Source organism: Scytonema sp. UIC 10036 (assembly GCF_009725235.1).
This window is the reverse complement of sequence record NZ_WJFC01000222.1, coordinates 1-21802: the sequence shown is the minus strand read 5'-3', so window position 1 is coordinate 21802 and position 21802 is coordinate 1. Positions and strand designations below refer to the sequence as shown.

General features: G+C 38.9%; 17 protein-coding genes and 1 CRISPR repeat array. Of the genes, 11 read left to right on the top strand and 6 right to left on the bottom strand.

From position 1 onward, the window contains the following. Nucleotides 1-128: 128 nt before the first annotated feature. Nucleotides 129-923 (bottom strand): CAP domain-containing protein, encoded by a 795-nt coding sequence (locus F7734_RS51860; protein ID WP_155752081.1) that lies wholly within the window; start codon nt 921-923, stop codon nt 129-131. Nucleotides 924-1328: 405 nt separating this feature from the next. Next, the gene (locus F7734_RS51855; protein ID WP_155752080.1) at nt 1329-2174 is read right to left on the bottom strand and encodes a sulfurtransferase; all 846 of its coding nucleotides are present in this window, start codon (nt 2172-2174) and stop codon (nt 1329-1331) included. On the opposite strand from F7734_RS51855, the gene F7734_RS51850 reads away from it, so the two are divergent. Beyond that, nucleotides 2157-2375 (top strand): hypothetical protein, encoded by a 219-nt coding sequence (locus tag F7734_RS51850; RefSeq protein WP_155752079.1) that lies wholly within the window; start codon nt 2157-2159, stop codon nt 2373-2375. The genes F7734_RS51855 and F7734_RS51850 overlap by 18 nt on opposite strands. Nucleotides 2376-2675: 300 nt before the next feature. On the opposite strand, the gene F7734_RS51845 is transcribed toward F7734_RS51850, so the two are convergent. From F7734_RS51845 to F7734_RS51835, 3 genes are all read right to left on the bottom strand, one after another. Next, the gene (locus F7734_RS51845; RefSeq protein WP_155752078.1) at nt 2676-3155 is read right to left on the bottom strand and encodes an RpiB/LacA/LacB family sugar-phosphate isomerase; all 480 of its coding nucleotides are present in this window, start codon (nt 3153-3155) and stop codon (nt 2676-2678) included. Nucleotides 3156-4115: 960 nt separating this feature from the next. Next, complete coding sequence (locus F7734_RS51840) at nt 4116-5327, bottom strand: TniQ family protein (RefSeq protein ID WP_155752077.1); 1212 nt, start codon at nt 5325-5327, stop codon at nt 4116-4118. Further along, nucleotides 5317-6834 carry a TnsA endonuclease N-terminal domain-containing protein gene (locus F7734_RS51835; RefSeq protein ID WP_155752076.1) on the bottom strand — a complete coding sequence of 506 codons (1518 nt, stop codon included), beginning with the start codon at nt 6832-6834 and terminating at the stop codon, nt 5317-5319. The genes F7734_RS51840 and F7734_RS51835 overlap by 11 nt, the downstream gene beginning before the upstream one ends. Before the next feature lie 145 nt (nt 6835-6979). Here F7734_RS51835 and F7734_RS51830 point away from each other — a divergent pair, with 145 nt between their 5' ends. The 7 genes from F7734_RS51830 to F7734_RS51805 all read left to right on the top strand — a co-directional run bounded on the left by F7734_RS51830 (nt 6980) and on the right by F7734_RS51805 (nt 15052). Further along, the gene (locus tag F7734_RS51830; protein WP_155752075.1) at nt 6980-8068 is read left to right on the top strand and encodes a tyrosine-type recombinase/integrase; all 1089 of its coding nucleotides are present in this window, start codon (nt 6980-6982) and stop codon (nt 8066-8068) included. Then, nucleotides 8061-9524, top strand: a complete 1464-nt coding sequence (locus tag F7734_RS64680) for a tyrosine-type recombinase/integrase (RefSeq protein WP_166482691.1) — start codon at nt 8061-8063, stop codon at nt 9522-9524. Before F7734_RS51830 ends, F7734_RS64680 begins: the two co-directional genes overlap by 8 nt. Continuing rightward, nucleotides 9511-11295 (top strand): site-specific integrase, encoded by a 1785-nt coding sequence (locus tag F7734_RS51820; RefSeq protein ID WP_155752073.1) that lies wholly within the window; start codon nt 9511-9513, stop codon nt 11293-11295. The genes F7734_RS64680 and F7734_RS51820 overlap by 14 nt, the downstream gene beginning before the upstream one ends. Next, complete coding sequence (locus F7734_RS62610; protein ID WP_207714412.1) at nt 11292-11675, top strand: DUF6262 family protein; 384 nt, start codon at nt 11292-11294, stop codon at nt 11673-11675. Before F7734_RS51820 ends, F7734_RS62610 begins: the two co-directional genes overlap by 4 nt. After that, nucleotides 11647-12153: a hypothetical protein gene (locus F7734_RS62605; protein ID WP_207714411.1), complete on the top strand. Its 507-nt coding sequence runs from the start codon at nt 11647-11649 to the stop codon at nt 12151-12153. The genes F7734_RS62610 and F7734_RS62605 overlap by 29 nt, the downstream gene beginning before the upstream one ends. Beyond that, a complete protein-coding gene (locus tag F7734_RS51810) occupies nt 12146-12763 on the top strand; it encodes a DnaB-like helicase N-terminal domain-containing protein (protein ID WP_243147542.1) in 618 nt (205 codons plus the stop codon). The genes F7734_RS62605 and F7734_RS51810 overlap by 8 nt, the downstream gene beginning before the upstream one ends. A 605-nt stretch (nt 12764-13368) precedes the next feature. Beyond that, nucleotides 13369-13771: a CRISPR direct-repeat array (repeat unit 37 nt; unit sequence GTTTCAATCCCGTTGCCGGGAATCGCTAAGTTTCAAG). A gap of 1065 nt (nt 13772-14836) precedes the next feature. Then, nucleotides 14837-15052, top strand: coding sequence for a hypothetical protein (locus F7734_RS51805; protein WP_155752072.1), 216 nt, complete (start codon nt 14837-14839; stop codon nt 15050-15052). 154 nt (nt 15053-15206) lie between these two features. On the opposite strand, the gene F7734_RS51800 is transcribed toward F7734_RS51805, so the two are convergent. Beyond that, nucleotides 15207-15353: a hypothetical protein gene (locus tag F7734_RS51800; protein ID WP_243147541.1), complete on the bottom strand. Its 147-nt coding sequence runs from the start codon at nt 15351-15353 to the stop codon at nt 15207-15209. Between the two features lie 114 nt (nt 15354-15467). Between F7734_RS51800 and F7734_RS51795 the strand changes: the two genes are divergently transcribed. The 3 genes from F7734_RS51795 (at nt 15468) to F7734_RS51785 (ending at nt 21057) form a co-directional block, all read left to right on the top strand. Next, nucleotides 15468-16298 (top strand): cold shock domain-containing protein, encoded by an 831-nt coding sequence (locus tag F7734_RS51795; protein WP_155752071.1) that lies wholly within the window; start codon nt 15468-15470, stop codon nt 16296-16298. A gap of 478 nt (nt 16299-16776) precedes the next feature. Next, nucleotides 16777-16965: a DNA-binding protein gene (locus F7734_RS51790; RefSeq protein WP_155752070.1), complete on the top strand. Its 189-nt coding sequence runs from the start codon at nt 16777-16779 to the stop codon at nt 16963-16965. A gap of 654 nt (nt 16966-17619) precedes the next feature. Next, nucleotides 17620-21057, top strand: a complete 3438-nt coding sequence (locus F7734_RS51785) for a DUF4347 domain-containing protein (RefSeq protein ID WP_155752069.1) — start codon at nt 17620-17622, stop codon at nt 21055-21057. Nucleotides 21058-21802 lie beyond the last annotated feature (745 nt).

Sequence of the window (21802 nt, the reverse complement as noted above, 5' to 3'; positions counted from 1 at the left end):
ATTAAGTGGGGTAATCGAAACTATAAGGGGGGATTAAGGGGGGTAATCGAAACGAATTTGGTATGAGACGGTGGTTGATTTGTTGGGTTTCGTACCTCAACCCAACCTACTCCTGCTCTGTATGTCTATTACGTCAACCCTAAGCTAACTGGTTCTTGTGCAAACCAATCCCCTGTATTTTGAATTTCCGTAAAGGGAATGCTAGCAGCAAAGCTTGGTGGTGTTTCAAAAGGTGTGGAAAAGCCTAGATTGTGTTTATTGTCAAGTACAACTTGTTCAATCAAATCAGCATTTTCAACCTGACTGATGATCGAGCCATCAAATCTTCCATCGCCCTCTGATGGGAGCCTATTTAGACCACCATTAAGCAGCCAATCACCCTTGTGGTAGTCTGTGTCACTACGACTTTCTTGGTCTGGGTTAGAGACATTTTTAACGAATGCTGTGTAACCCATCACAGACTGGGTTGTAGGGACGACAGATTCCGGTGTTGAGTTAGATGCAATCTGTGAAGAGCCTGGTATTCTGCTAATAGGGTTGCGATCGCCACTTCCAAAATTTTGGACCCAGTGATTGTTAAAAAAACCAGTGCCAATTTCGGTAAAGTTAGCGTTAAGGATATTCGCTCTGTGTCCACTGCTGTTCATCCAACCTTGAACAACCTGTTGTGGTGTTCGTTGACCTTTGGCGATGTTCTCGCCTACTCTTTGAGCTTCATAGCCTATTGCCTTTAGTCTGTCCCACGGTTTTGAGCCATCTGGTGCTGTGTGGCTAAAGAATTTACCGTTGGACATATCTTCAGCATATTTGTCTGCAACATAATTTAGCTCGGCATTTGCTTTCAGAGGTTTAAGCCCTTTCTTGGTGCGTTCTTGGTTCGTAAGTTCAATGACCTGCTGTTCAAATGTCAAGTTTGATGCCATGAATCCTTCCTCTTAGAGATTTGTTCGTTTGGATTCAGCAGGGATTAAGCTATACACATTCACTTTGCATGACAAAACTCTGTGAAAAGGGCACCTTACCCTTCCACTGCATGCTAATTTAGATGTGGAACAGCTTAACAATTCTGCTGCAACGTTTGGTAGAAGCAAACCTGTAGAGGGCTGGTGAAAAGTGAGTCAACATCTCACTGTAAACATTGGCTGTGGTAAACGACTTTTATCCCTGTTATCAACTGGCGGAGGTGAAAGCACTTCACCTCTGGGGTTCACCATGAGCCTTGTTTTTCTCGATTGACAGTCTAACATAATTTATCAGCAAAAGTTTATTTTTTTCAATTTCGCAGCGCAAAAATCAGTCCACAACAGCACTCAGCTTGTTGTTGGACTCTAACGAACGCTATTTTTCTCAATAGGCGCATCAGGAAATCGGCTCCATTCATTCCACGAACCATAATAATTCCGCACATGCGGATAGCCCAATAAGTACTTTAAAACAAAGCAAGTGTGTGCCGATCGCGCTCCAACAGCACAATATGCGATCGCTTCCTTATCTACAGTAATACCTTTACTGTGATAAAGCGCCAGCAATTCCTCAACTGATTTGAACGTTCCATCCTCATTTAAAGCAAGTTCATAGGGGATATGTATCGCACCAGGAATGTGTCCTGTACGTTCGTCTCCTACCGGAGGTTTAATGTTGAACCATTCCCCGCTATACTCTTGAGGCGATCGCACATCAATTAACACGCAATCTTTCCTGTCCATGGCTTGGCGTACATCCTCATAAATCACCCGCAAATCTACATCAACGGTTTGCACCGAGTATTGAGTTGGTGTCACTGTTGGCTGCTCCGTTGTCAGTAAACCTCCTTCTGCTACCCATTTCTGGCGATCGCCGTTCAGGACGCGCACATCTTGATGACCGAAAACTTTCAATAACCAGAAGAGGGCGGCTCCAATCGCAGGGTGTTCCCCATACACAATCACAGTGCTGTTGTTGGTTATACCAGAACGCCCGAGCAATCTTTCTATACAAGCCGGATCGAAATTAGTGCGATCGTCAGGAAGCATGAGTTCGGTGAACGCGTTCCAAAATATTGCACCGGGAATGTGTCCGTTCTTGTAGGTATCAGGATTGATACCCCCTTCAATCAAGCATACATTGGGGTTGCTCAATTGCTCAGCAACCCATTGAGTATCAACAAGTACTTCAGGATGTGCGTAATTAAACATGAAGCTTTTCCTTTGCTCGATCGGGATTACAAAAATCTAAAGTTTATAGTAGGAATAACCATAAACTATGCCCAGTCCTCGAACGAGTACAATTTGCAGCACATCAAGGCAAACTCTGTGCAATCTTTATTTCAAGCGATCGCTACAATAACTCAAAGACCAACTGAGCGATCGCATAGCAGGCAACGAGAACCATACTGAATTATCCATCCACCCAGGAGAAAAAAAAGCTATCCCTTGTAGTATTGTGATGAGTAGAGTCGTTTTTGGATCTGAGTTATTCTCAAATTCCAACAGTCGGTGGAAGGTAAGGCAAGCTACTCAAGTATGGAAGCAGCGTTGCAAGATTTAGATGCAGGCATTAAAGCATATATGGACGAAAACGGTATTTAAAAAAGAAAGTGAATTGAGAGTTTTCTCATACCACAATCGGTGCAGCGATCGCACTCCAACGCTTGCCTGACGAATTCAATTGAAAAGCTTCAGTTTGCTTTTGAATGTTTATTCTCTCTCAAACTGCTGTTTCTCCAGCTGGGAAATATCCTTCATTGAGTTTTGTAACCATTCTTGAATAGCTGGCTCCCATCCCTGCGTAAATTCAGTTGTTAACCAGGTATCTACGATTTCTTTAGCGACTTCAGGCTTGGTAATCAAACCTCCTAAAGTGAGAACATTAGAGTTATTGATAGAACGCGATTTTTCCGCCGCGTTGCTGTTCTCGCATACAGCTGCATAAACCCCAGGATATTTATTGGCAATAATCGCCATTCCCATACCAGTGCCACAAACCAAAATTCCCCAAGCGGCTTGTTGGTTCCCTATTCTTTGAGCAACTAAAGCTGCCGTCTCGTAGTAAGGGATCTCCATCGTGCGATCGCTTACCCCCATATCTTCAACTTCTATTCCTTTATCCAACAGATACTCTTTGATAACTTCTTTGAGGTCAAATCCATAGAAATCTGCACCTAATATAATCTTCATAAGTCTGCTCAACTCGCGCTTCTAGGCTTAGTATTGTACTCTCTTAACCTATTGCCAAAAAATAGTTTTCCATATATTCTGGCACGAGTTACGGCTGTGCGATAAGCGCTCGACTCGTTGTAACTTGAACGAGATGATGGCAGTAACTGCCACGATGTGCTTCAACAAGGGCACTGCTACGATGTGCTTCCACCCAGGAAGAAAAGTAGAAAATTCCAGAAGATGACTACTATTATACACCAGATTTTCTATCAGACTTGTTGTCTAGTTTATCACTCTGACAACTGGCGATCGCAATAGCTTTGCTTGACTTGAATATCATCTTGCAACAAAAGCTTACCCTTTTCCTTGCTACCACACTTAAGGAGAAAACACCGTATTGATTCAAGTCTTTTATACCGTTTTCATGACCAACCTAGCTGGTCAATCCATTTACTTAAATCAAAATCTGTCTCCATTACCACTTGGGTATGAGCTTTTTACTTAAATTGCATCTAGACATTTCAGCAACTGTTTTTCCCGAAAAACGTCAGTAGCGTTCATTTTCTTCTACTTACTGCCACCAACTGCTTCCATTCAATTTGGCTTAGAATCGCTCAACCCCTCACCTGGACTAACATTTAACTCTTTAATTTCCTGTATCAATTCTTACATTCTTCTCAGAAACTTTGAGATTTTTTTCATCTCTTGTACTATATAGTTTCCGGCGTTTAGTAATCTTGTACTCATTTGACTGTCATTGTTGCTTCCTTTTTCAGTATGCAAGCAACGCCTCAATGCTCAATTTTTATGAAGTTTCAATCCCGTTGCTGGGAATCGCTAAGTTTCAAGTTGTAGAATCAGATTTGTAACTTGAACCACTTGATGGCAGTAACTGCCACGATGTGCTTCCACAAGGGCACTGCCATGATGTGCTTCCATTTTGTCAGCAAAGTAGAAAAACATGGAAGATAGTAAATATTATACACAATGTTTTCCAAAGATTTTATTGTGTAATTTGTAACCTGCGGAGATTTCGGAGCATAAATCAGGAAAGTATCTGTACAAATCTTTTGAGTCATAGCCAAGTTGAAATGCAAGCTGCTTTAAAGACTGAGGTGGGTTTGATTCTTGATGCTGCTCTAAAAATTCTCGTACCTTGGGAGCATCAAATGGACGATTAGTTTTAAAGTATTGTTCGGATAATGGTAATTCTTTAAAAACTATAGGATTATCCAGATTGAGTTTACCTAAATAAATATCAATTAAAGAGATAGATAGTCGGTAGCATACACGTAAGAGTTTATCGAGTTGGGGTAATGCGTTACCAAGACGCCAATCTCTTGGGACAGTTGAACTTAAATACATTTGTTCTGCAAAAGCTTTAGCATTACCTTGAGTCGCAACTTCAATACACTTATCTATAGCAAGAGCTACATATTCTCGCAAAGGTGGTTCAATTAAATAGGGAGCTTGAGCGATTAATGAACCAAGCTGTTGTGCAATAAAGTTTTGCCATTCTATATCTTGGCACCTCAAAAGGTGCGATTCAATCGTTGAACAACTTATGCCTAACCAGGAATGGCATCTACAACAAAATCCATTTTTAGTATTCCAAGCCAATACATAAATATTGTGACCGCAATTTGGACAAGAATTCATCAAGGGATATTTGTGTATTGGACAAATTTTAACTGCGGATACACACCAAATTAATGGTTCGTATATCGGCAGTCCTTTCTGGCTAGATTCCGAGTAACATAATGGACACCAAGCTTTATATTTACGTAATAAATTTCTCGTTGATAAAACGGGTGACCAGGAGATTAATGTTAAATATTTTAAGTTGGGTTGTTGAGTGAGTTTTTGTAAGACTAATACAGGTTCAAGTGCCATAGTTCCAGTTCCGTTCCATGCACCTGTCTGGTTAAAAAAGATGTGAAAAAATCTCTGGGATAAACTATCTGGATTCGGTCCGGGGTAACGGCTAATGAAAGGAGCTAATTCCTGAGCCAGTAAGATTCCTGTAGGAACTTGATGAACTGCAGCTAAACGTGTGATGTAGCTGGTAAAACTTTCAGTTAGTGGTGTGCCTAATAATAATGGTTGTAACGGATATAAATGACTACGTTGTGGCACATTTAATTGTTGGATCAACTCCGGCCACTGTAAATTCAATTGATTAAAGAGCATTTTCACCTCCTCCAACAATATCCCTGTTCAAATTCCGCTCACCAGGACGACGTTTCTTTTTCTGATTTTTGCCTTCTGCACTTGTGGATAAATTCTGATTACTTGGTTGAGCATGAATATTTAGATTTTGGCTAGAACTAACTACTAAGCCTAAAGATGAACGGAGTTTTTCTACTTGATTCTCGCCAGACAATAAAATATTCTCGCCCTCAATTGCTTCCGTTAACATTCGCACAGATTTAGAGACGGCAGGTGCATAAGTTTGTAAGTGCTTTTCACTTAAAGAGTTTGAGGATTCAGATAAAGCTTTTCTCAGGGACTGTGTGAGCCAATCTTTAACTATTCCTACACAGCCAATACTCCGCTCATAAAAGTAATCCCAGCGTTTTTCCAAATCAGGAGTTTCAGGTATTGGCATTGCAACTGAAAAACTTTTTAATACTCTTTGAAAATCTTTTATATCTTCTGGGTTCTCACTTTTATAGCTCGGATTCTTCTTTCTTTGCTTGGGCAACAATCCTAAATATCCACATCCATATTGCTCTTCCGCAACCCGCCAACTTCTTACCCATCGGTAAAAAGTTCTCTCTGGTACTTCTGTAAAATCTGCTTTTTCACCTTGTAAGTAACCAGATATAACTAAATAACGTCTTGACGCTTCTCTACAATCATCAACTGATGCATATTTTAAATATTCATATATATCTTTTGATATTTGACTATCGCATAAGGCTTGAAATTTATCTTGCTCAATTAGTTTTATCCATTCTTGATTTGGTAATGAAATTATTTGTGACGACTCTGACAGTAATGATATATTTGTTTCTCCTATATTTATTACGTGCCATATCTGCCCATCCCATATCCCACTTGCTCCAACATGACTTAAATCCACAACTTTTCTTGGACTCCATGCTTCATCATTCTTGCATAGGCTTAACGCATTGGCAGTTTCTCTGTTTATAAACACACCTATTCTTTCTGGCTCTGTACTCAGAGAAAATGATTCTAAGTCAACAAATACTGTCTGGTCTGCTATTAATTTATAGATCGAGTCCGCATTAATCCCTTTTTCTAGTAACTCTGATAATTTTATGCCCGGACTTCTGGAAATTATTTGAATGACTTCTACTATATCTCCTGTTGGTACTTCTAGATTAACTCCTAAATAATCTGATAAAAAATAGAGATTTCTTTGCTTTTTCCAATGAATTTCTTTCTCTGACCAAATAATATAATAGAATCCTAAATTTTTGGCAAATTCTTCTCCAGGAGGGCATCGCCATTTCCCATTACTATCTAACTGGTAACGAGCGGGCATTTTTGATGCTAAAACTTCCAGTTCTGATGCTGTTTTACATTCTGACCACCCTGCACTCTTACTCCTAATTACAAAAAAGTCTGGTGTATGTAGTACTCCTATTTGTCTTCCATTTAAACAAGAGTATTGCAGCTTGATTTTTGGGGGTTGGTCGTAATATTCCAATACATCCGGGTCATATTCCATCTCATATATCAATGCCAATTCGTTGCGGTGACTCTCGAATAAAGTAATACAAAGAAAAAGTCAACAACAACAAAATTTAGGAGCTTTTTTGAGAACGTCGTATTAAGTTAAAGTCATGCTATATGATTTCCTATACAACGTAAAAATGAGACTTTCACTTCAAAAAGGAATTGACCCTTACACAGAACAAACTGTATGGGTGATGTTGGATGAAGACTATCAAGTGGTTGAACCTGTTCAACGGTACCTAACCTATCTCACCAGTTCTAAATCTCCCAATACAGTTGAGACATACGGCTACGCACTAAAAGCTTGGTGGGAGTTTCTAGCACTGAAGAACCTTGACTGGGTTAATGTTGAGCTTTCTGACCTAGAAGATTTTGCCTACTTTCTGCACGTGGGAGAACCCAGTAAAATTGTCAGGTTGCAAGCAGTTCAAGCTAAACGGACACAGAGAAGCATTAACATCGTTATTACCGTCGTCACTAACTTTTATGAATACCATTTAGCGAATAAAACTATTGACTCTAAGCATTTTGACCAATGGATAATTACAAAGGGAACAACTCGAAAAGGACTTCTACAAGGAATCGCTAAATCCAAGCCAACCCGCCAGAAATTGGTCAAGCTCAAAGAGCCGAAGATATTTCCTGGTTGTTTAATGGATGAACAAATAAAAACCTTGGTAAATAATTGTCATCGATTACGAGACAAACTAATTATATTAATGCTCAATAGTACGGGAATGAGAAAAGGAGAGCTTTTAGGATTATGTCATGAAGATATCGGAGACTTTGACGACCATACAATTCAAGTAGTACAACGTCAAAATCACTCTAATGGAGCAAGAGTAAAAGGTCAAGAAAGAGTTATTCCTGTCCCAAAAGAGTTATTGATTCTTTACAACGATTACCTAATTCATGAATATCCCGATAAAAATTCTGATTACGTATTTGTCAACATTTGGTCAGGAAATATCGGCGCACCGATGAATTTGAGGGTACTCAACACCATGTTTTCTCGATTGTCAAAAAAGACAGGAATTAAAGTTTATCCACACCTAATGAGGCATTCGTTCGCTACGCGAATCTTGAAAGCAGGCATGAATGTTGATAGAGTAAAATATCTGTTAGGGCACACTTCAGTACAGACCACCTTAGATATTTATTCTCACATAATTGATGAGAACGATTTGTTAAAAGTGATTGAGATTGAGGAAGAAAAAGGTGAATGAACTTGAGCCGTTATCGGATTATCAATTTTTTGTTCAGAATCAAGAGGCGAAATTACTTTTAGCTAACCCTTTACTAAAAAAGGATCTTTGGCACACAATTGATGATTTGGGACTAAGAGTTAACCCACATAGTAAAAAATTAACATTAAACTTTGAAAACCTCCTGCCAGATTGGTTAAAAATACTAGTAAAATTTTACATACTAACAAAAACTCGTCAAAACTTAACCCCTCAATATCTCGCGCATAAAATCAGTCATTTGAACAGATTTTCTAGATTTTTAACTCAAAAATCAGTTGAGACATCTGAGCAAATTAACCCTCAAATTTTTCAAGAGTTTGACGATTACCTACAGACTCTTAACTTAGCTAAAAGAACAATTTCATGCCACTATATAACTTTGGGTGATTTTTTTGATGTTTGTCGATTATCAGGATGGTTAGATGTTAGTACATACTGGTTTCAAGGAAAACGTTTGCCAATGAGAGGTCCGAAAAATGATGAGATTGAATATATTCCTGAAGAAGTTTGGAATCAATTAGAACAGAATCTACATTTTCTTCCAGAACCCATACAAAGGATGGTAATAATTATTAAAACCACAGGAATCAGAGTCGGGGAGCTTCTCAACTTACCTCTTGATTGTTTGAGAAAACGAGGTACACAATGGCGTTTGCGTTTTACAACTGAAAAATATAGAACTATTGACGAGATGCCAATTATTCCAGAGTTGGCAATTATTATCAAAGAGCAACAAAAATATATAAGACATCACTTTAAAAACGACTACGAGCAATTATTTTGTAGTAATCGAGGCAATAGACATGGTTTTATGCCAGCGCCAAGAGTGATGAGTTTAAGTACTTTTAACCAATGGTTGAATAAGTTGGCTTCCGAATCTAAAATTACTTCAAATAATGGTGAAATTTGGCATTTTGCTTCACATCAGTTCCGTCGTACAGTTGGTACAGTTCTTACAAATGCAGGCATCAGAGATTTAATTATTCAAAAATATCTTAGACATCGTTCCCCTGATATGCAGCGACATTATAAACATCTTCTCAAACAAGTTTTGAGTAACGAATATGAAGAGTTAATGAAATCAAAAAAGTATGTCGATATATCAGGTCAAGTAGTTTTGGAACATCAACCTCAGAATGCTATTACAGAATTGATGCGCCGTAAGATGTACCAAATTACAACACAGTATGGTGAGTGTCATCGTCCAGTAATCAAATCGCCTTGTCAAACAGTCAATGCTTGTTGGCGATGTGAACATTGGCGAACTTCGACTGATGATTTACCTAATTTAGTAGAAGATTTAAAGCAAGTAGAATCAGAACTTAAGCTGGCCGACCAATTGGGGATGGTTAAACAAAAACAAGGTTTAGAAATAGATTTTCAGAATTTGTCAGTGAGAATTAAAGGGTTAAAGGTAACTAATGGTAGAAATTAACTGGAAACAAGATTACCTCAAAGAATTCATGTGTCCTGCTTGTTCACTTCCCGGTATGAATTTAGCTGGAAAATATAAAAATAAACAACTTTTTCGCTGTCCTAAGTGTGGGAAACATGAAAGCCAATTTTATACATTAAAAACTTATGAACTCAAATCAAAAATAAATTGGCGTCGAGATTACAGCGTAGGAGAATTTGCTTGTCCCAACCCCGCTTGTAATGCTAGAAGTGTATTTCCAATTGGACGTAACTCCAGTAAACAAGAGTTTATTTGTCAAGTTTGTAAAGCTTCTACATTTGAATCGATTGATATCAGCAATAGTAATATTAGCCGCTTTTCTGGAAGTTTACCCCCTGTCAAGCCATTTAACTTTGATGATAATTTGTGGGATTTAAGGGCAATTAACCCAAAACAGGTGATTAAGCGCTCTCAATATATTGTTAACTTTGATTCATTAGCTATGGATTGGTTTATCCATTTAGCCAAGCAATATATTCACCATTTATGTAAATCTCAAAAATCCGACTCAGGTATTCAACAGCGTTTAGTGGGATTGCGAAAATTTTCTCATTATCTTGACGAGAAAAATATCACCAATATTTCTCAAATCAACCGAGAAACTGTTTTTGACTTTGTAGATTGGTTAAAAAGTAAAAAAGTAGGAAAAAGTTCTATCAAAGATAGATTAGGCGATTTACGAAGCTTTTTTATGTTTGGCAACCAAAGAAACTTATTTAATGTCAGCCAAGATATTATTCGTGACACTGACTTCCCCAAAAATTATAAACAGAATACAGACCCTTTAACTAATACTGTTCGAGAACAAATTGAATCTAACCTACATAAACTTCCCGACACAATTGCTCGGATGTGGATTATAGCGATGTTTACTGCCATGCGTTGTAGTGAGTTGGCTTTTTTAAAAAAAGATTGTTTAGTGCAAGAAGGTGAACATTGGAAAATTATTTGGCAACGTCCTAAAACTAATGACTGGCATGAAGTTCCGATTACCAGAACAATTGCAAAAGTTGTTTTTGAACAGCAAGAATATATTGAAAATCTCTGGGGTGAATCATGGGAGTATTTATTTTGTCACTATCAAAATGTATCTCAAACAGACATATCTCAACCAAAACTGAAACCTGTAAAGAAAGTAATCTTAATTCCGAGTCCACTACAAAAAGCTATCAATTGTCTTATCAGTGTTCTTGATATTAGGGATGAGAATGGAAAACTAGTTTCCTTCAGCCCTAAACTACTTCGCTCTACTCGTCTGACTCAACTATTTGAACAGGGACATGATTTAGCAATAGTTAGTGCATGGGCTGGACATAGACATCTAGCTACTACCAGCACTTACTACACTCATGTTAGTTGTGAGTTGATTGAAAAAGAAGCAGGGCACATTCAAAAAGCCTTATTCAATATAGAGGGAAAACCTCTTTACTATGAATCGATGCCTAAGTCCTTTTGGGAGAATCCACGCGCTCATCAATTAGAGTTAGAAGGCAACCATATTAATACTCCTATTTATGGTTATTGTGGACTCCCTTTAGACCAGCGCTGCAATAAATTTAGAGCTTGCTACACTTGTAGCCATTTTGTTGCTACTGCTGACAAATTACATACCTACATCAAGCTTCGCGACTTGCTGAGAGCGAAAGAATCAACAGCCCTGATCCAGGGACATGATGTATTAGTTGAGCAATTTGCGCGACAAGCTGACCAAATAGACAAAATTATTGCTAGCTTACAGGAGAAAGTATGAGTCATTCCAACACTAAAGAAGCTCGAATTAAAACTCTTACTGCTACCCAATTAGCCCGGAAGCAAGACACATTAGAAAAAGTGAATAAAGCCATTGAACGCTTACAAAAAATTGGGGCGAAAATCAACTTCCAAACTATTGCAAAAGAAGCCAATGTTAGTGTTCCATATTTATATAAATATCCCGAACTCAAAGCACATATAGCTCAATTACGTAACCAGCAGTCCTCAATGCCATCAAGCCCAACTGTGCGACCTCCTGTTACTGCCAAAGCTCATTCTCAAGTGATTGAACGCCTAAAAAAACGGATTTACGAATTAGAGAAAGAGCGTGCGGAACTTAAACGTAAAAATGAAGCTGTCTTCAGGACAAGTTTATAGAACTCATTCTTTAATTGAGCAAGTTGAACGTCAAAAAGAAATTATAGAGACTTTAGAAAATCGCTTAAAATCAGTAAGTCAACCAACAAATGATAGTAAAGTAATTCCCTTGACTCAAAAATCACAAATTGTCAGTGACTGTATATTATATGAACTAGATAAAATCGGAATAAAACTTAATAATAATTTAACCAAATTAATCAACGCTGCTACAGAGTTAGCTGTTTTAGCCGCTATTGAGTATTATAAATATGAACAAGAGCGAATAAATATTGATAACCCTGGTGGGTGGTTAGCGAGTGCAATCAAGGAACGTTGGAAAAAAACCGATAATTTACAGCACTCCCACTCGCCAGAAAAACTTTCAAAACAACCAGAAATTTTTTCCAGAAACGCCACGCTATTGGATAGAGAGTTTGCATCCCGAGAAGAACTTGTAAATATTAGTACTATATTTGACGTTAAAGCAGATGACTGATAAATTACCTCCACAAAATATTGAAGCAGAAGAAAGCGTACTTGCTAGTTGCTTATTAGATTCAGATGCTCTAGCCAAAATTGTTGATATTTTGACACCAGAAAAATTCTATGTTTCTGCTCACCAGCAAATTTATCGAGCAATTTTAGAATTGTACCGCCAAAATCAACCCACTGATTTATTAACAGTAACTAGCTGGCTTCATGACCAGAAGCTGCTAACTAAAGTTGGCGGTAGAAGTCAGCTAAGTAAATTGGTGGATAGAAAAGTCTCGACAGTAAATATAGACCACACAGCACTTTTGATTTTAGCTCAATACCAACGTCGGCAGCTAATTAAGGTTGGTAACGAAATTCTTGAGTTGGGCTATGATGTGACAAAAGAAATTAAAGAAGTATTAGAACAGTCAATGCCTTATGTTGCCACCGTTGTATACATTATGTATTACATAACTCGAACTGAATCACCACACCCATTTTTTTACTTGGGTATCGCCCGACAACATTTCCCACCTTTCCCCTTACCCGTCTTGACGGTGGAGAACTACGTATCGTTTGAATCATTGTATATTGTTGTGGTGACAACTCAATTGATGCCGACCACTCATTAAACTCTGATTCTGTCAGCATTTCTACCTCGGTACGCAATTTTTACTTCATTGCATACTTCTATTCAATCGAATCTTTTTCCTGGAAAATTTAAGAACCATTAATTTTCTTCTACTTGCTGCCACCAACTGCTTCAAAGAAAATTTGGCTTATAATCAATAAAACCCTTGCTTAGACTATTATCCAGCTTTTTCGTATAGAGTATTAATTCATACCTTTTTCTCCAGAAATCCCATAATTCTTAAAGCTTTTGTACTATGGGATTTTAGTACAACAGCCCACTATGTACTCATTTATCTGTCATCAACGCTTCCGTCTTTAGGATGCTCCCAACTAGAATCGCCTCAATACTCAATGATGTAAAACTTTAAAACCATTGCTATGCAACGCTTTTAGCTGTTTGTCATTTGATTACATACTTACTGCCATTTTGCTGCTTCCATTCTTATACTTACTGCCATCCACTGCTTCCGTGATTGTCATAATCGCCTCAGAAGGCTCAACGTCATCATCAGCATTTCAAGCTTTTTTACTGCCATCAACTGCTTCCACTTTACTGCCATCCCCTGGGTAAAGTGACAAGATTGACTGAGCGCTTTCAGTTTGAGTTTCAATCCCGTTGCCGGGAATCGCTAAGTTTCAAGGTTAAACCAGGTACTCGCATTGGAGAAGTAGGTTCTGTTTCAATCCCGTTGCCGGGAATCGCTAAGTTTCAAGGATATAATTCCACGTATTGATTGACAATGCATCTGGTTTCAATCCCGTTGCCGGGAATCGCTAAGTTTCAAGTTGAAACTGACCAGGGGCCACGAAACACTAGCAAGTGTTTCAATCCCGTTGCCGGGAATCGCTAAGTTTCAAGAATTCAATTCCTCCTCCTTCTATATCGATCGCTTGTCCGTTTCAATCCCGTTGCCGGGAATCGCTAAGTTTCAAGGTAAAATATTTTATATATATGCGGTTTGATTTTTATGTTTCAATCCCGTTGCCGGGAATCGCTAAGTTTCAAGGCCGCCATCTGAAACCCTTACAGAGCAAGGATTCTACAAGCCGTTTTGGCAGAACGAAAAAATGACCTCATTTCCGGCTCGCTTATTGACACATACTATCAATAGGGCCAAACTTCAAAACGCTGTAACTATTAACTTGTCTAGGTTCTGGCGTTTTTGGCAGAACCCCCCTGGTTTTAGCCCCCGCTTCGGTCTGCCAAACATCAATCTAGTAACATTATAGACGGACTACATCCTAACGTCCAGAATCGGTTAGATATCTTCATGTTAATTGTACCGCTGTGGTAAGGCATCGCCCGTGCTCGTGCGATGCTCCCACTTCAGCCAAGGCGACGGTCATCTTGATTCTTAGATTAAGTACTTCTGTTATTCATTGTCACCAGTCTTTCTACTGAATTCACTGTGAAGATTCAACCCACGACCATAGCATAGCCGTTATGGCTTTGCAATTGTCAAAAGAACTGTTATGTCTTATGCCAGTTGACCCTTCTTGTACAACACTGACCGATGTAAACCTGACCTCAAGCGATCGCCAAGCATTTTGTAGTCTAAGATACTTTTTAATCTCCAATCCTTTAACCTGCAGACCACTTTCATCATTTCATTTTTTGAACCCTAAGAGAGTAGCATAAGCATTCATTAGATTACAGGTATTTTGAGCTACATTTACTTACGTAAGCGCGATTAGCGTTCGCGAAGTGTCCGGGAGGCAATTGCTCTTTGGGAAAAACTTTTTGGTTTACTGTTATTAGACAAAAGTGTTTCATTCTAGTCTAAAAATGTTGCGAATTAAGCATTGACTAATAATTGATTTACTAAGATTATTACTTGGAGTTAAAATTTATTATTCTGACTTTAATAGTTCTACGTAGTCCCAAAAATTTCGTTATTACAGAAAAATTAAATTTTATTATTTTTTTGAATATTTTTTAAAAATTTGAGAAATAAACCTCTGATTTATCACCCAAATTTTCGCTCGTATTTCTAAGATAAAAATTATATTGAAGTAACGATACTAGTTACCTTCTGGTACTTTCACATACCAAAACAATACAAGGAGAAATTATGGCTAGAATAGAAATAACTGGATTACAATCGAGCGAAAGTAATTTTACTAGGTCTGAATTATCTGTTAAGGGTTCAGAACTACTCTTTAACACTGAAAGCTATCTTGAAGAATTGACAGATTATGAGGATTTGCAAGATATACGTGGTGGAATAACACCAGCCATAGCTCTAAGTTTTGCCGCAGGCTATGTGTATGGTCGTTATATAGCCTGATAAATTAGAGTAAATAGGAAAATATTTCGGAAAACGTACTTATTTATTGATTTATTTCCAATTCAAGAATAAGGTACATTTTACTCATTTATAGAAAGTCGTTTGTGTAACATCTTCACAAACGATTCTGTTTTTTCTAAACTTAGTTAATAATTCAAAACATCCTAGCACGAGTTACGGGAGCGCGATCGCTCAAATCTTCAGCAAAGGATGTCTCCGCACCAATGGATTTCCGGATGCGGTTGGGTTCCACTGCACGGTCATCTTGTGCCCTGGCAATTTTATAATAGTGCTGTCCCACTTTGCCAAAGTGCTGGGTTAATTCCGAGAGCGATCGCCTGACTAGGTTGCGCGATCGAGCTAATTTGGAAGATGCAGCGCTTAATATTCAGAATCTTTGAATGGATGCGGCTTTATGCCCACAAATTTACAACCAGGGGATCGCTTTATAGATGCCTTTCTGCCAAATCACAAAAACGAACTGGTAAAGCTTTCCGATTTCACTCAGCCCAGCCTGATGGATCGTCACATGGGTTTTACTGACGGTTATCCGTTGATTGTTGTCTTCTATCGAGGCTTCTTTTGTCCGAGAGATCGAGAACAACTTTCCCAGTTGGTACAATTTCAAAGTGAATTGGCAGTCAATTACGGCTCATTGGTAACAATTAGTGTGGACTCACCTCTAGTACAAGCTGCTTTTCGGGCAGGATTGGGAGCGCAATGGTCATTTCTGTGTGACGAAAAACGAGAACTGATTAAGCAAATTAATATTTTGGATAGCACGGAAGGCGAGTATGCCTATCGCGCTCAACCTTATACCTTTATTTTGCATCCCGATTTAACTATCTACAAAATTTACAATGGTTGGTTTTTTGTCGGGAGACCAACACTTGAAGAATTGCGGCACGATTTGCGGACAATTATGGAGACGCGATCGGATTACCGATACGAAGCTTATGATACCGACGAAGCCAAACAAGTTCGCATTCCCCAGCAAGAATGGTTGAATGGGGGACCACCATTGGGAGCTAATGGACGAACTGTGGTGCAAGGTGTTGTCCGTTGGTTCGATCTCAAAACGGGCAATGGCGCGATTGCCAGAAATGACGGTGGTGAAGATGTCTTCTTCAACTTCACTGCTATTCCAGGAGAAGGTTACCGCACCATATCAGCTGGTACGTCTGTCAAATTTGAGTTAGCACAAAGTCAGGAGGGTTGGGTAGCTCGTAACGTGCGGTCAATATAGAGCATAGCAAGACTGAGAGAAAAAATTCACTTCAGAAATGCAATCGCTCTTTTCAAAGAGCATAATTTACCATCACCTTAAATATTTTCTTTCCTTCTGCTCCCCGCAACAAGGTCATGCCTTTGCCTCCTGCATAGCTGCCTTCTTCAAGATTCAAATTCCTCTTTCATAAAGAATCTAAAACTCAATCCCCTTTGCTTATGATTAACACCTCCACAGCTAAAAGCTATAGAGGCGCTAAGTTGTTTTATATTCAGGGTCTTTATATAAGCTAACCCCGTTTGAATGAAAAATTTAAGCTTCTATTTAGATTCTCATCTAATCAGTATTTTCTAAAGAAACTTAATAATTTCTTTAGAATTTAGAAGATTTTTATCATTTTTCGGGCAAATGTTAAGTTTCTTTAATGTTTCTTCACTATTTGCTATAATCTAATTAGATAGCAATCTAATTAGGATTGCAAGGAAGGCAACAGAATATGCAAAAGCACGGTGTTTCACTGGCAGAAGCAGCAAGACGTTTAGGCATGAGTCAGAGCGCTTTGTATGTGGCTGTGCAAAAAGGACAAATCCTTACCTTAAGGAGAGGAGGGAGAACTGTAGTTCTTCAAGGATCGTTAACAGATTATCAAGTCAGGCAGCGCCCTAACTCCCCTTACAGACTGTAAATATTCCTGGGCGAAATGTCGCATCAATGCAGTTTTCAAGTATCCTTCAGCGCTCAGTGTATGAGTTTCTCACACTGGGCGCTTTTTTACTGCTACAGCGCCATTACAGAAATCATAACAAGCCAGTTTTTTCGTAGAGACGTTTCAAACAGATCGTCTCCACTTGAAGATTTTATACAAGTAGGGAACTTACCTGAAGGATTGCCGTCTGAGTGAATTAGGCAAGAGCAAAGTCAGTTTTACGGCGATCGCTTGCCAGTTATTATAACCCTCATTCCTATTTATCTTTCCTGATTTAGTTGGAGCAAATTTGTAGTATAAGAGAATTCATTTTCCTAAAAAAATCAACTCTTAAAAAATCAAAATACGTAGGTTGGGTTGAGGAACGAAACCCAACATTGTGTTTGGTTTGTTAGGTTTCATTCCTCAACCCAACAAACCAATATTCTCAGAGCTTGCAGTATTGGTATAGATGCGATATTTCTCATAAATATTGAACCAAATTCAATATTTATGAGATTTTTTTTGTTTTTTGACGTTGTAAAAATTTACGATTTTATTTTCTAAAAAAAAACTATTTAGCTGATAGGTTTTAAAATTTCTTGGGCAACTTAAATATATAACCTTATATTGTGGTTTCCAGGATAGATAAAAATGAAAAGCATTCTCTTCATTGACAGCGCTGTAGATAACTACAAGATTTTATTAGAAGGACTATTACCAGACATTACACCTATTGTTCTTAACTCAAATCGCGATGGAGTCGAGCAAATTTCCCAAGTATTATCCCAAAATAGTCCAATCGAAAGCGTTCACATTGTCTCCCATGGATCTCCTGGAACCCTTTACTTGGGAAATAGCGAACTGAGTCTTCATACTTTAAAAAATTATTCTAACCAACTACAGAATTGGTTCTCTCCATCATCCCATCTTCCAAATCTGCTTCTTTATGGTTGTCATGTAGCAGCAGGTGATGTCGGGGAAGAATTTATTACCAAACTTCACCAATTAAGCGGAGCAAATATTGCAGCAACTGCATGTCCTACCGGAAATGCTGCTTTAGGTGGCAATTGGAATTTGAAAGTTAATATAGGTAGTGTTGTTAATTCGCCACTAGCATTTACCGCAGAAGCTATGGCTGCATATCCTGCTGTACTGGCTTTGTTTTCTCTAGGTAGTTACAGCAGCACTACTTCTTCTAGTATGACCTCTAAAGTTACAGTAGAAGGGAGTTACGCCTATACAGTTGATAGTGAATTAGGTTTACAAATTCTTGACGTTGCCGATCCTAAGAAACCTACCTTTAAAGGGAAATATAAATTCTCAGCTGATAGCGAAGTCAAAGGCGTAGCGATTAAAGAAAAATACGCTTATGTTGCTAGCTATACTTCAGGTTTACAAGTCGTCGATCTTACCGATCCTACAAACCCCGTTACCAAGCTTAACGACTCGACTTCTTGTAACACTGCAGAAGACATAGCCATTAAAGACAACTATGTTTATGTTGCTGGAGGTATTTCTGGGCTGCAAATTTTTGATATCAGTGACTCAAGCAAGCTCACTGTTAGAGGTAATTACAAGCATGGCAAAGGCTCTATTAGAAACGTAACTGTAAAAGAGAATTATGCTTACGTTCTTTCTGAATCAAGCTTTATATCAACTCTACAAATTATCGACATCACCAACCCCGATCTTCCTGTTCTTAAAGGGAGTTACAACACCTCAAGCACAGCTTTTGAGGTCAAGGTAGAAGGGAATTACGCTTACATTGCTGGTGGCTATTCAGGAATGCAAATTGTTGATGTCAGCGATGTGACTAAGCCAACTTTAAAAGGCAGTTTTGATACTTCTTACAACGTTTTTGGCGTCAGTATTGTCGGAAATTTAGCTTACATTGCCGATGGTAATATGGGTGTACAAGTCCTTGATGTTACCGATCCTGTCGCTCCAAAATCTGTTGGGACTTACCAAACCACTGGTATGGCTAAAGGTGTGTTTGTAGTCAACAACCAAGCTTACATTGCAGGAGGTTCTACAGGTTTGGAAATTGTGCTGAACAATACTCCTCCTACTGCCACTGACATAACTATTGACATTAAAGAAGACACCGTTTATGCCTTTACTGCGGATGACTTTAGCTTTAGCGATCTCGATAGGGACGACGACGACGACGATGATGACGATGACGACGATGATGACGACGATGATGACGATGATGGCGGAGAAGGTGACAGTAATGATGATGATGATGACAGTGAAGGTGATAGTAATAATGATGGTGATGATGGCGGTAGGTTAAAAGAAATACAAATTACTCAACTGCCATTAGTCGGTCAGTTTTTCCAGGATGCTGATAACGATGGTATCCAAGATGATGGAGAAGCTATTACTGTTGACCAAAAGATCGCACTAGCTGATATATCCAAGCTGAAATTTAAGTCCATTGCAGAAGCTAGTGGCACTAACTACGCAAGCTTCCAGTTTAAAGTCAGTGATGGTTTAGAATACAGCGCTGTAGCATATAAGGCAACACTTAACGTACAACCCGTTAACGATGCACCTATTTTAAGTGACACCAATGTGACTCTCAGTGCTGTTATCAAAGGTGCAAGCGCACCAATAGGCGCAGTTGGTACCTTAATTTCTTCCTTAGTAAAATTGGAAGGCAATGTTAAAGATGCAGATACCGATGCACTGACAGGTATTGCGATTACTAAACTTGATACAACCAAAGGCAGCTGGTTCTACAGCATCGACAACGGTAACAAGTGGACATCTTTGAGTTCTATATCGGAGTCCAACGCTCTACTCTTAGCTGCAGATACCAATACCCGTCTCTATTTCCAACCCAAAGCTGAAACGACCGGACAAATTAGTGACCTTCTAACCTTCCGTGCTTGGGATCGAACCAGTGGTACTAATGGTGGCAACGTTAACATCACAAGCAGTACTAACGCAACGGCTTTCAGTAGTACGGCTGACACTGCTGGAATTACTGTTAAGGATGCTACTGATGCTACAGATTCTGGCAGTACTGGTGGTTCTGTCAATGTCAAACTGAGTTTAAAGATAGTATCTAACAACCTTTTCCTTTTAGGAGATCCTTCTGAAAGTGGCAAACTCAAACTCCATATTAAGCTTGATGGACACACATCTAAACTGGTGAATGAGTTAGGAGTGTGCGTTGTTGATGATGACAAAGGAACAATTGACGGTATTGCTCCTGATGCAGAAGGTTACGCCCAAGCTGCATTATCAAGAGCACAAGTGATTTTCTCGTCCATTACCAATGCTCCCAAAGGGTTTAGTTCTGACATCACACGTCTTTTGGAATTTAAAGCTGGTGCAAAGCTAAAATTCTTCATGATTAAAGACGGTACGCTTGATGGTGTCATGTCTGGAAAGATTTCCTTTAAAAATGTTCTCTTTGCTGATGCTAAAACACAAAAGACCACAGACTTAGGAAATGGAGAGTTCGCTCTAGATTGGGATGAATTACTTGAGGGCGGCGGTGCTGACTTCCAAAAGCTGAAAATCAAGATTAAAGCATCAAACGAAGAGATGCCTTTAGGTACGGGTTTGCAAGGCACATCAGGTGGAGAAGTCATTGATTTGCGAGCAGCCAAGACGGAAGTGAAAGCAGAGTTTACCGTTCACAGAGAAGCAGCGTTCAAGAATTTCGTCTGCTTCTATCAGATGGCTGATGAGAAAGGTGGTATCGACATGAATGGTGATGGTAAATCAGACTTGATGCCTGGTGATGAAGGTTATATCAAAGCCGCAATGAGTGCGCGTGTTTCTGGCATTAACCTATCAGTAGAAAATCAAAGTTCTGCAACATTCTCAGGCGTTTTCCAAAAAGGTTCTATCTTTGCACCAATGATTATTGCCGATGGCATAGCAGAAATGCTTTTAGATAGTGATACCAAGAACGATCCTGCAGTGTACTTGCCCTTCTTAGGTGCTAACTCAAATAAGACAGACCATATTCGTTTGTTAGGCAGTAACTGCTTTGGTTTTGAAGATTTACCAGGTGGTGGTGACAATGATTTTAACGATATCGTGGTTAAGGTGAATTTAAAAACCGCTTAATTTCCTCCAAAACTAGTGGTCTAAGTTTGCCTCACCCCCCACCTCGTTCCCAGGCTCAGCCTGGGAATGCCTTATGGGAGGCTCCGCCTCCTGTGCTCTACCTACCCGCGAGGCAGCAGCGCACCTGTCTGTATTCACAAACCTTTAGCACCGGAGCGAGAGAGGAAAAATCGTTTCACCCATCAGAATTTATATGGTGGACTAGTAGGGGTATGCCGCACAATAGCGAGTGGTGGGCTGTCTTCCCTACCTACTTAATTAGTGATTTAAGATTTTTCTAGCCAAGAAATTCCTCTCTAACTTCCAATTAAAACAAGGGAGAGATTAGAGAGGCGTATGTGTACTTTAAAAGCACAAACTGATATACATTAGGCAACATTAAGTTTAACTGTACTCAAATTGCCAACAAATCAGTAGCCCTACTGATTTTTTTTATACTAACAAGATATGAGGTTTTTTTATGAAAAAAAATTATTTATTTTTTATATAACAACCATTTATAGCCTTTACTGAATTCCAATTAGTTTAAATTTATTTCATCCCGATCAAAAAATTTCTATGTTAATTTATCGGTATTTGTTTGACGTTCAAGCACACTCTATTAATGATGCTAAATTTGTTCAAGGTGGTCAGTTATTCCGCCTTATAAGGCTACGGTGTACACACAAGTTGGATTTACCCCCCTTAATCCCCCCTGATAAAGGGTGGAAATTGAATTTCCAATTCCCTCCCCAATCCATCGGGG

Coding starts and splice junctions, on each gene's coding strand:
- F7734_RS51860 (WP_155752081.1), bottom strand. CDS start 923: ATGGCATCAAACTTGACATTTGAACAGCAGGTCATTGAACTTACGAAC.
- F7734_RS51835 (WP_155752076.1), bottom strand. CDS start 6,834: ATGGAATATGACCCGGATGTATTGGAATATTACGACCAACCCCCAAAA.
- F7734_RS51805 (WP_155752072.1), top strand. CDS start 14,837: ATGGCTAGAATAGAAATAACTGGATTACAATCGAGCGAAAGTAATTTT.
- F7734_RS51845 (WP_155752078.1), bottom strand. CDS start 3,155: ATGAAGATTATATTAGGTGCAGATTTCTATGGATTTGACCTCAAAGAA.
- F7734_RS62610 (WP_207714412.1), top strand. CDS start 11,292: ATGAGTCATTCCAACACTAAAGAAGCTCGAATTAAAACTCTTACTGCT.
- F7734_RS51840 (WP_155752077.1), bottom strand. CDS start 5,327: ATGCTCTTTAATCAATTGAATTTACAGTGGCCGGAGTTGATCCAACAA.
- F7734_RS51785 (WP_155752069.1), top strand. CDS start 17,620: ATGAAAAGCATTCTCTTCATTGACAGCGCTGTAGATAACTACAAGATT.
- F7734_RS51850 (WP_155752079.1), top strand. CDS start 2,157: ATGTGCGTAATTAAACATGAAGCTTTTCCTTTGCTCGATCGGGATTAC.
- F7734_RS62605 (WP_207714411.1), top strand. CDS start 11,647: ATGAAGCTGTCTTCAGGACAAGTTTATAGAACTCATTCTTTAATTGAG.
- F7734_RS51855 (WP_155752080.1), bottom strand. CDS start 2,174: ATGTTTAATTACGCACATCCTGAAGTACTTGTTGATACTCAATGGGTT.
- F7734_RS51790 (WP_155752070.1), top strand. CDS start 16,777: ATGCAAAAGCACGGTGTTTCACTGGCAGAAGCAGCAAGACGTTTAGGC.
- F7734_RS51830 (WP_155752075.1), top strand. CDS start 6,980: ATGAGACTTTCACTTCAAAAAGGAATTGACCCTTACACAGAACAAACT.
- F7734_RS51795 (WP_155752071.1), top strand. CDS start 15,468: ATGCCCACAAATTTACAACCAGGGGATCGCTTTATAGATGCCTTTCTG.
- F7734_RS51820 (WP_155752073.1), top strand. CDS start 9,511: ATGGTAGAAATTAACTGGAAACAAGATTACCTCAAAGAATTCATGTGT.
- F7734_RS51810 (WP_243147542.1), top strand. CDS start 12,146: ATGACTGATAAATTACCTCCACAAAATATTGAAGCAGAAGAAAGCGTA.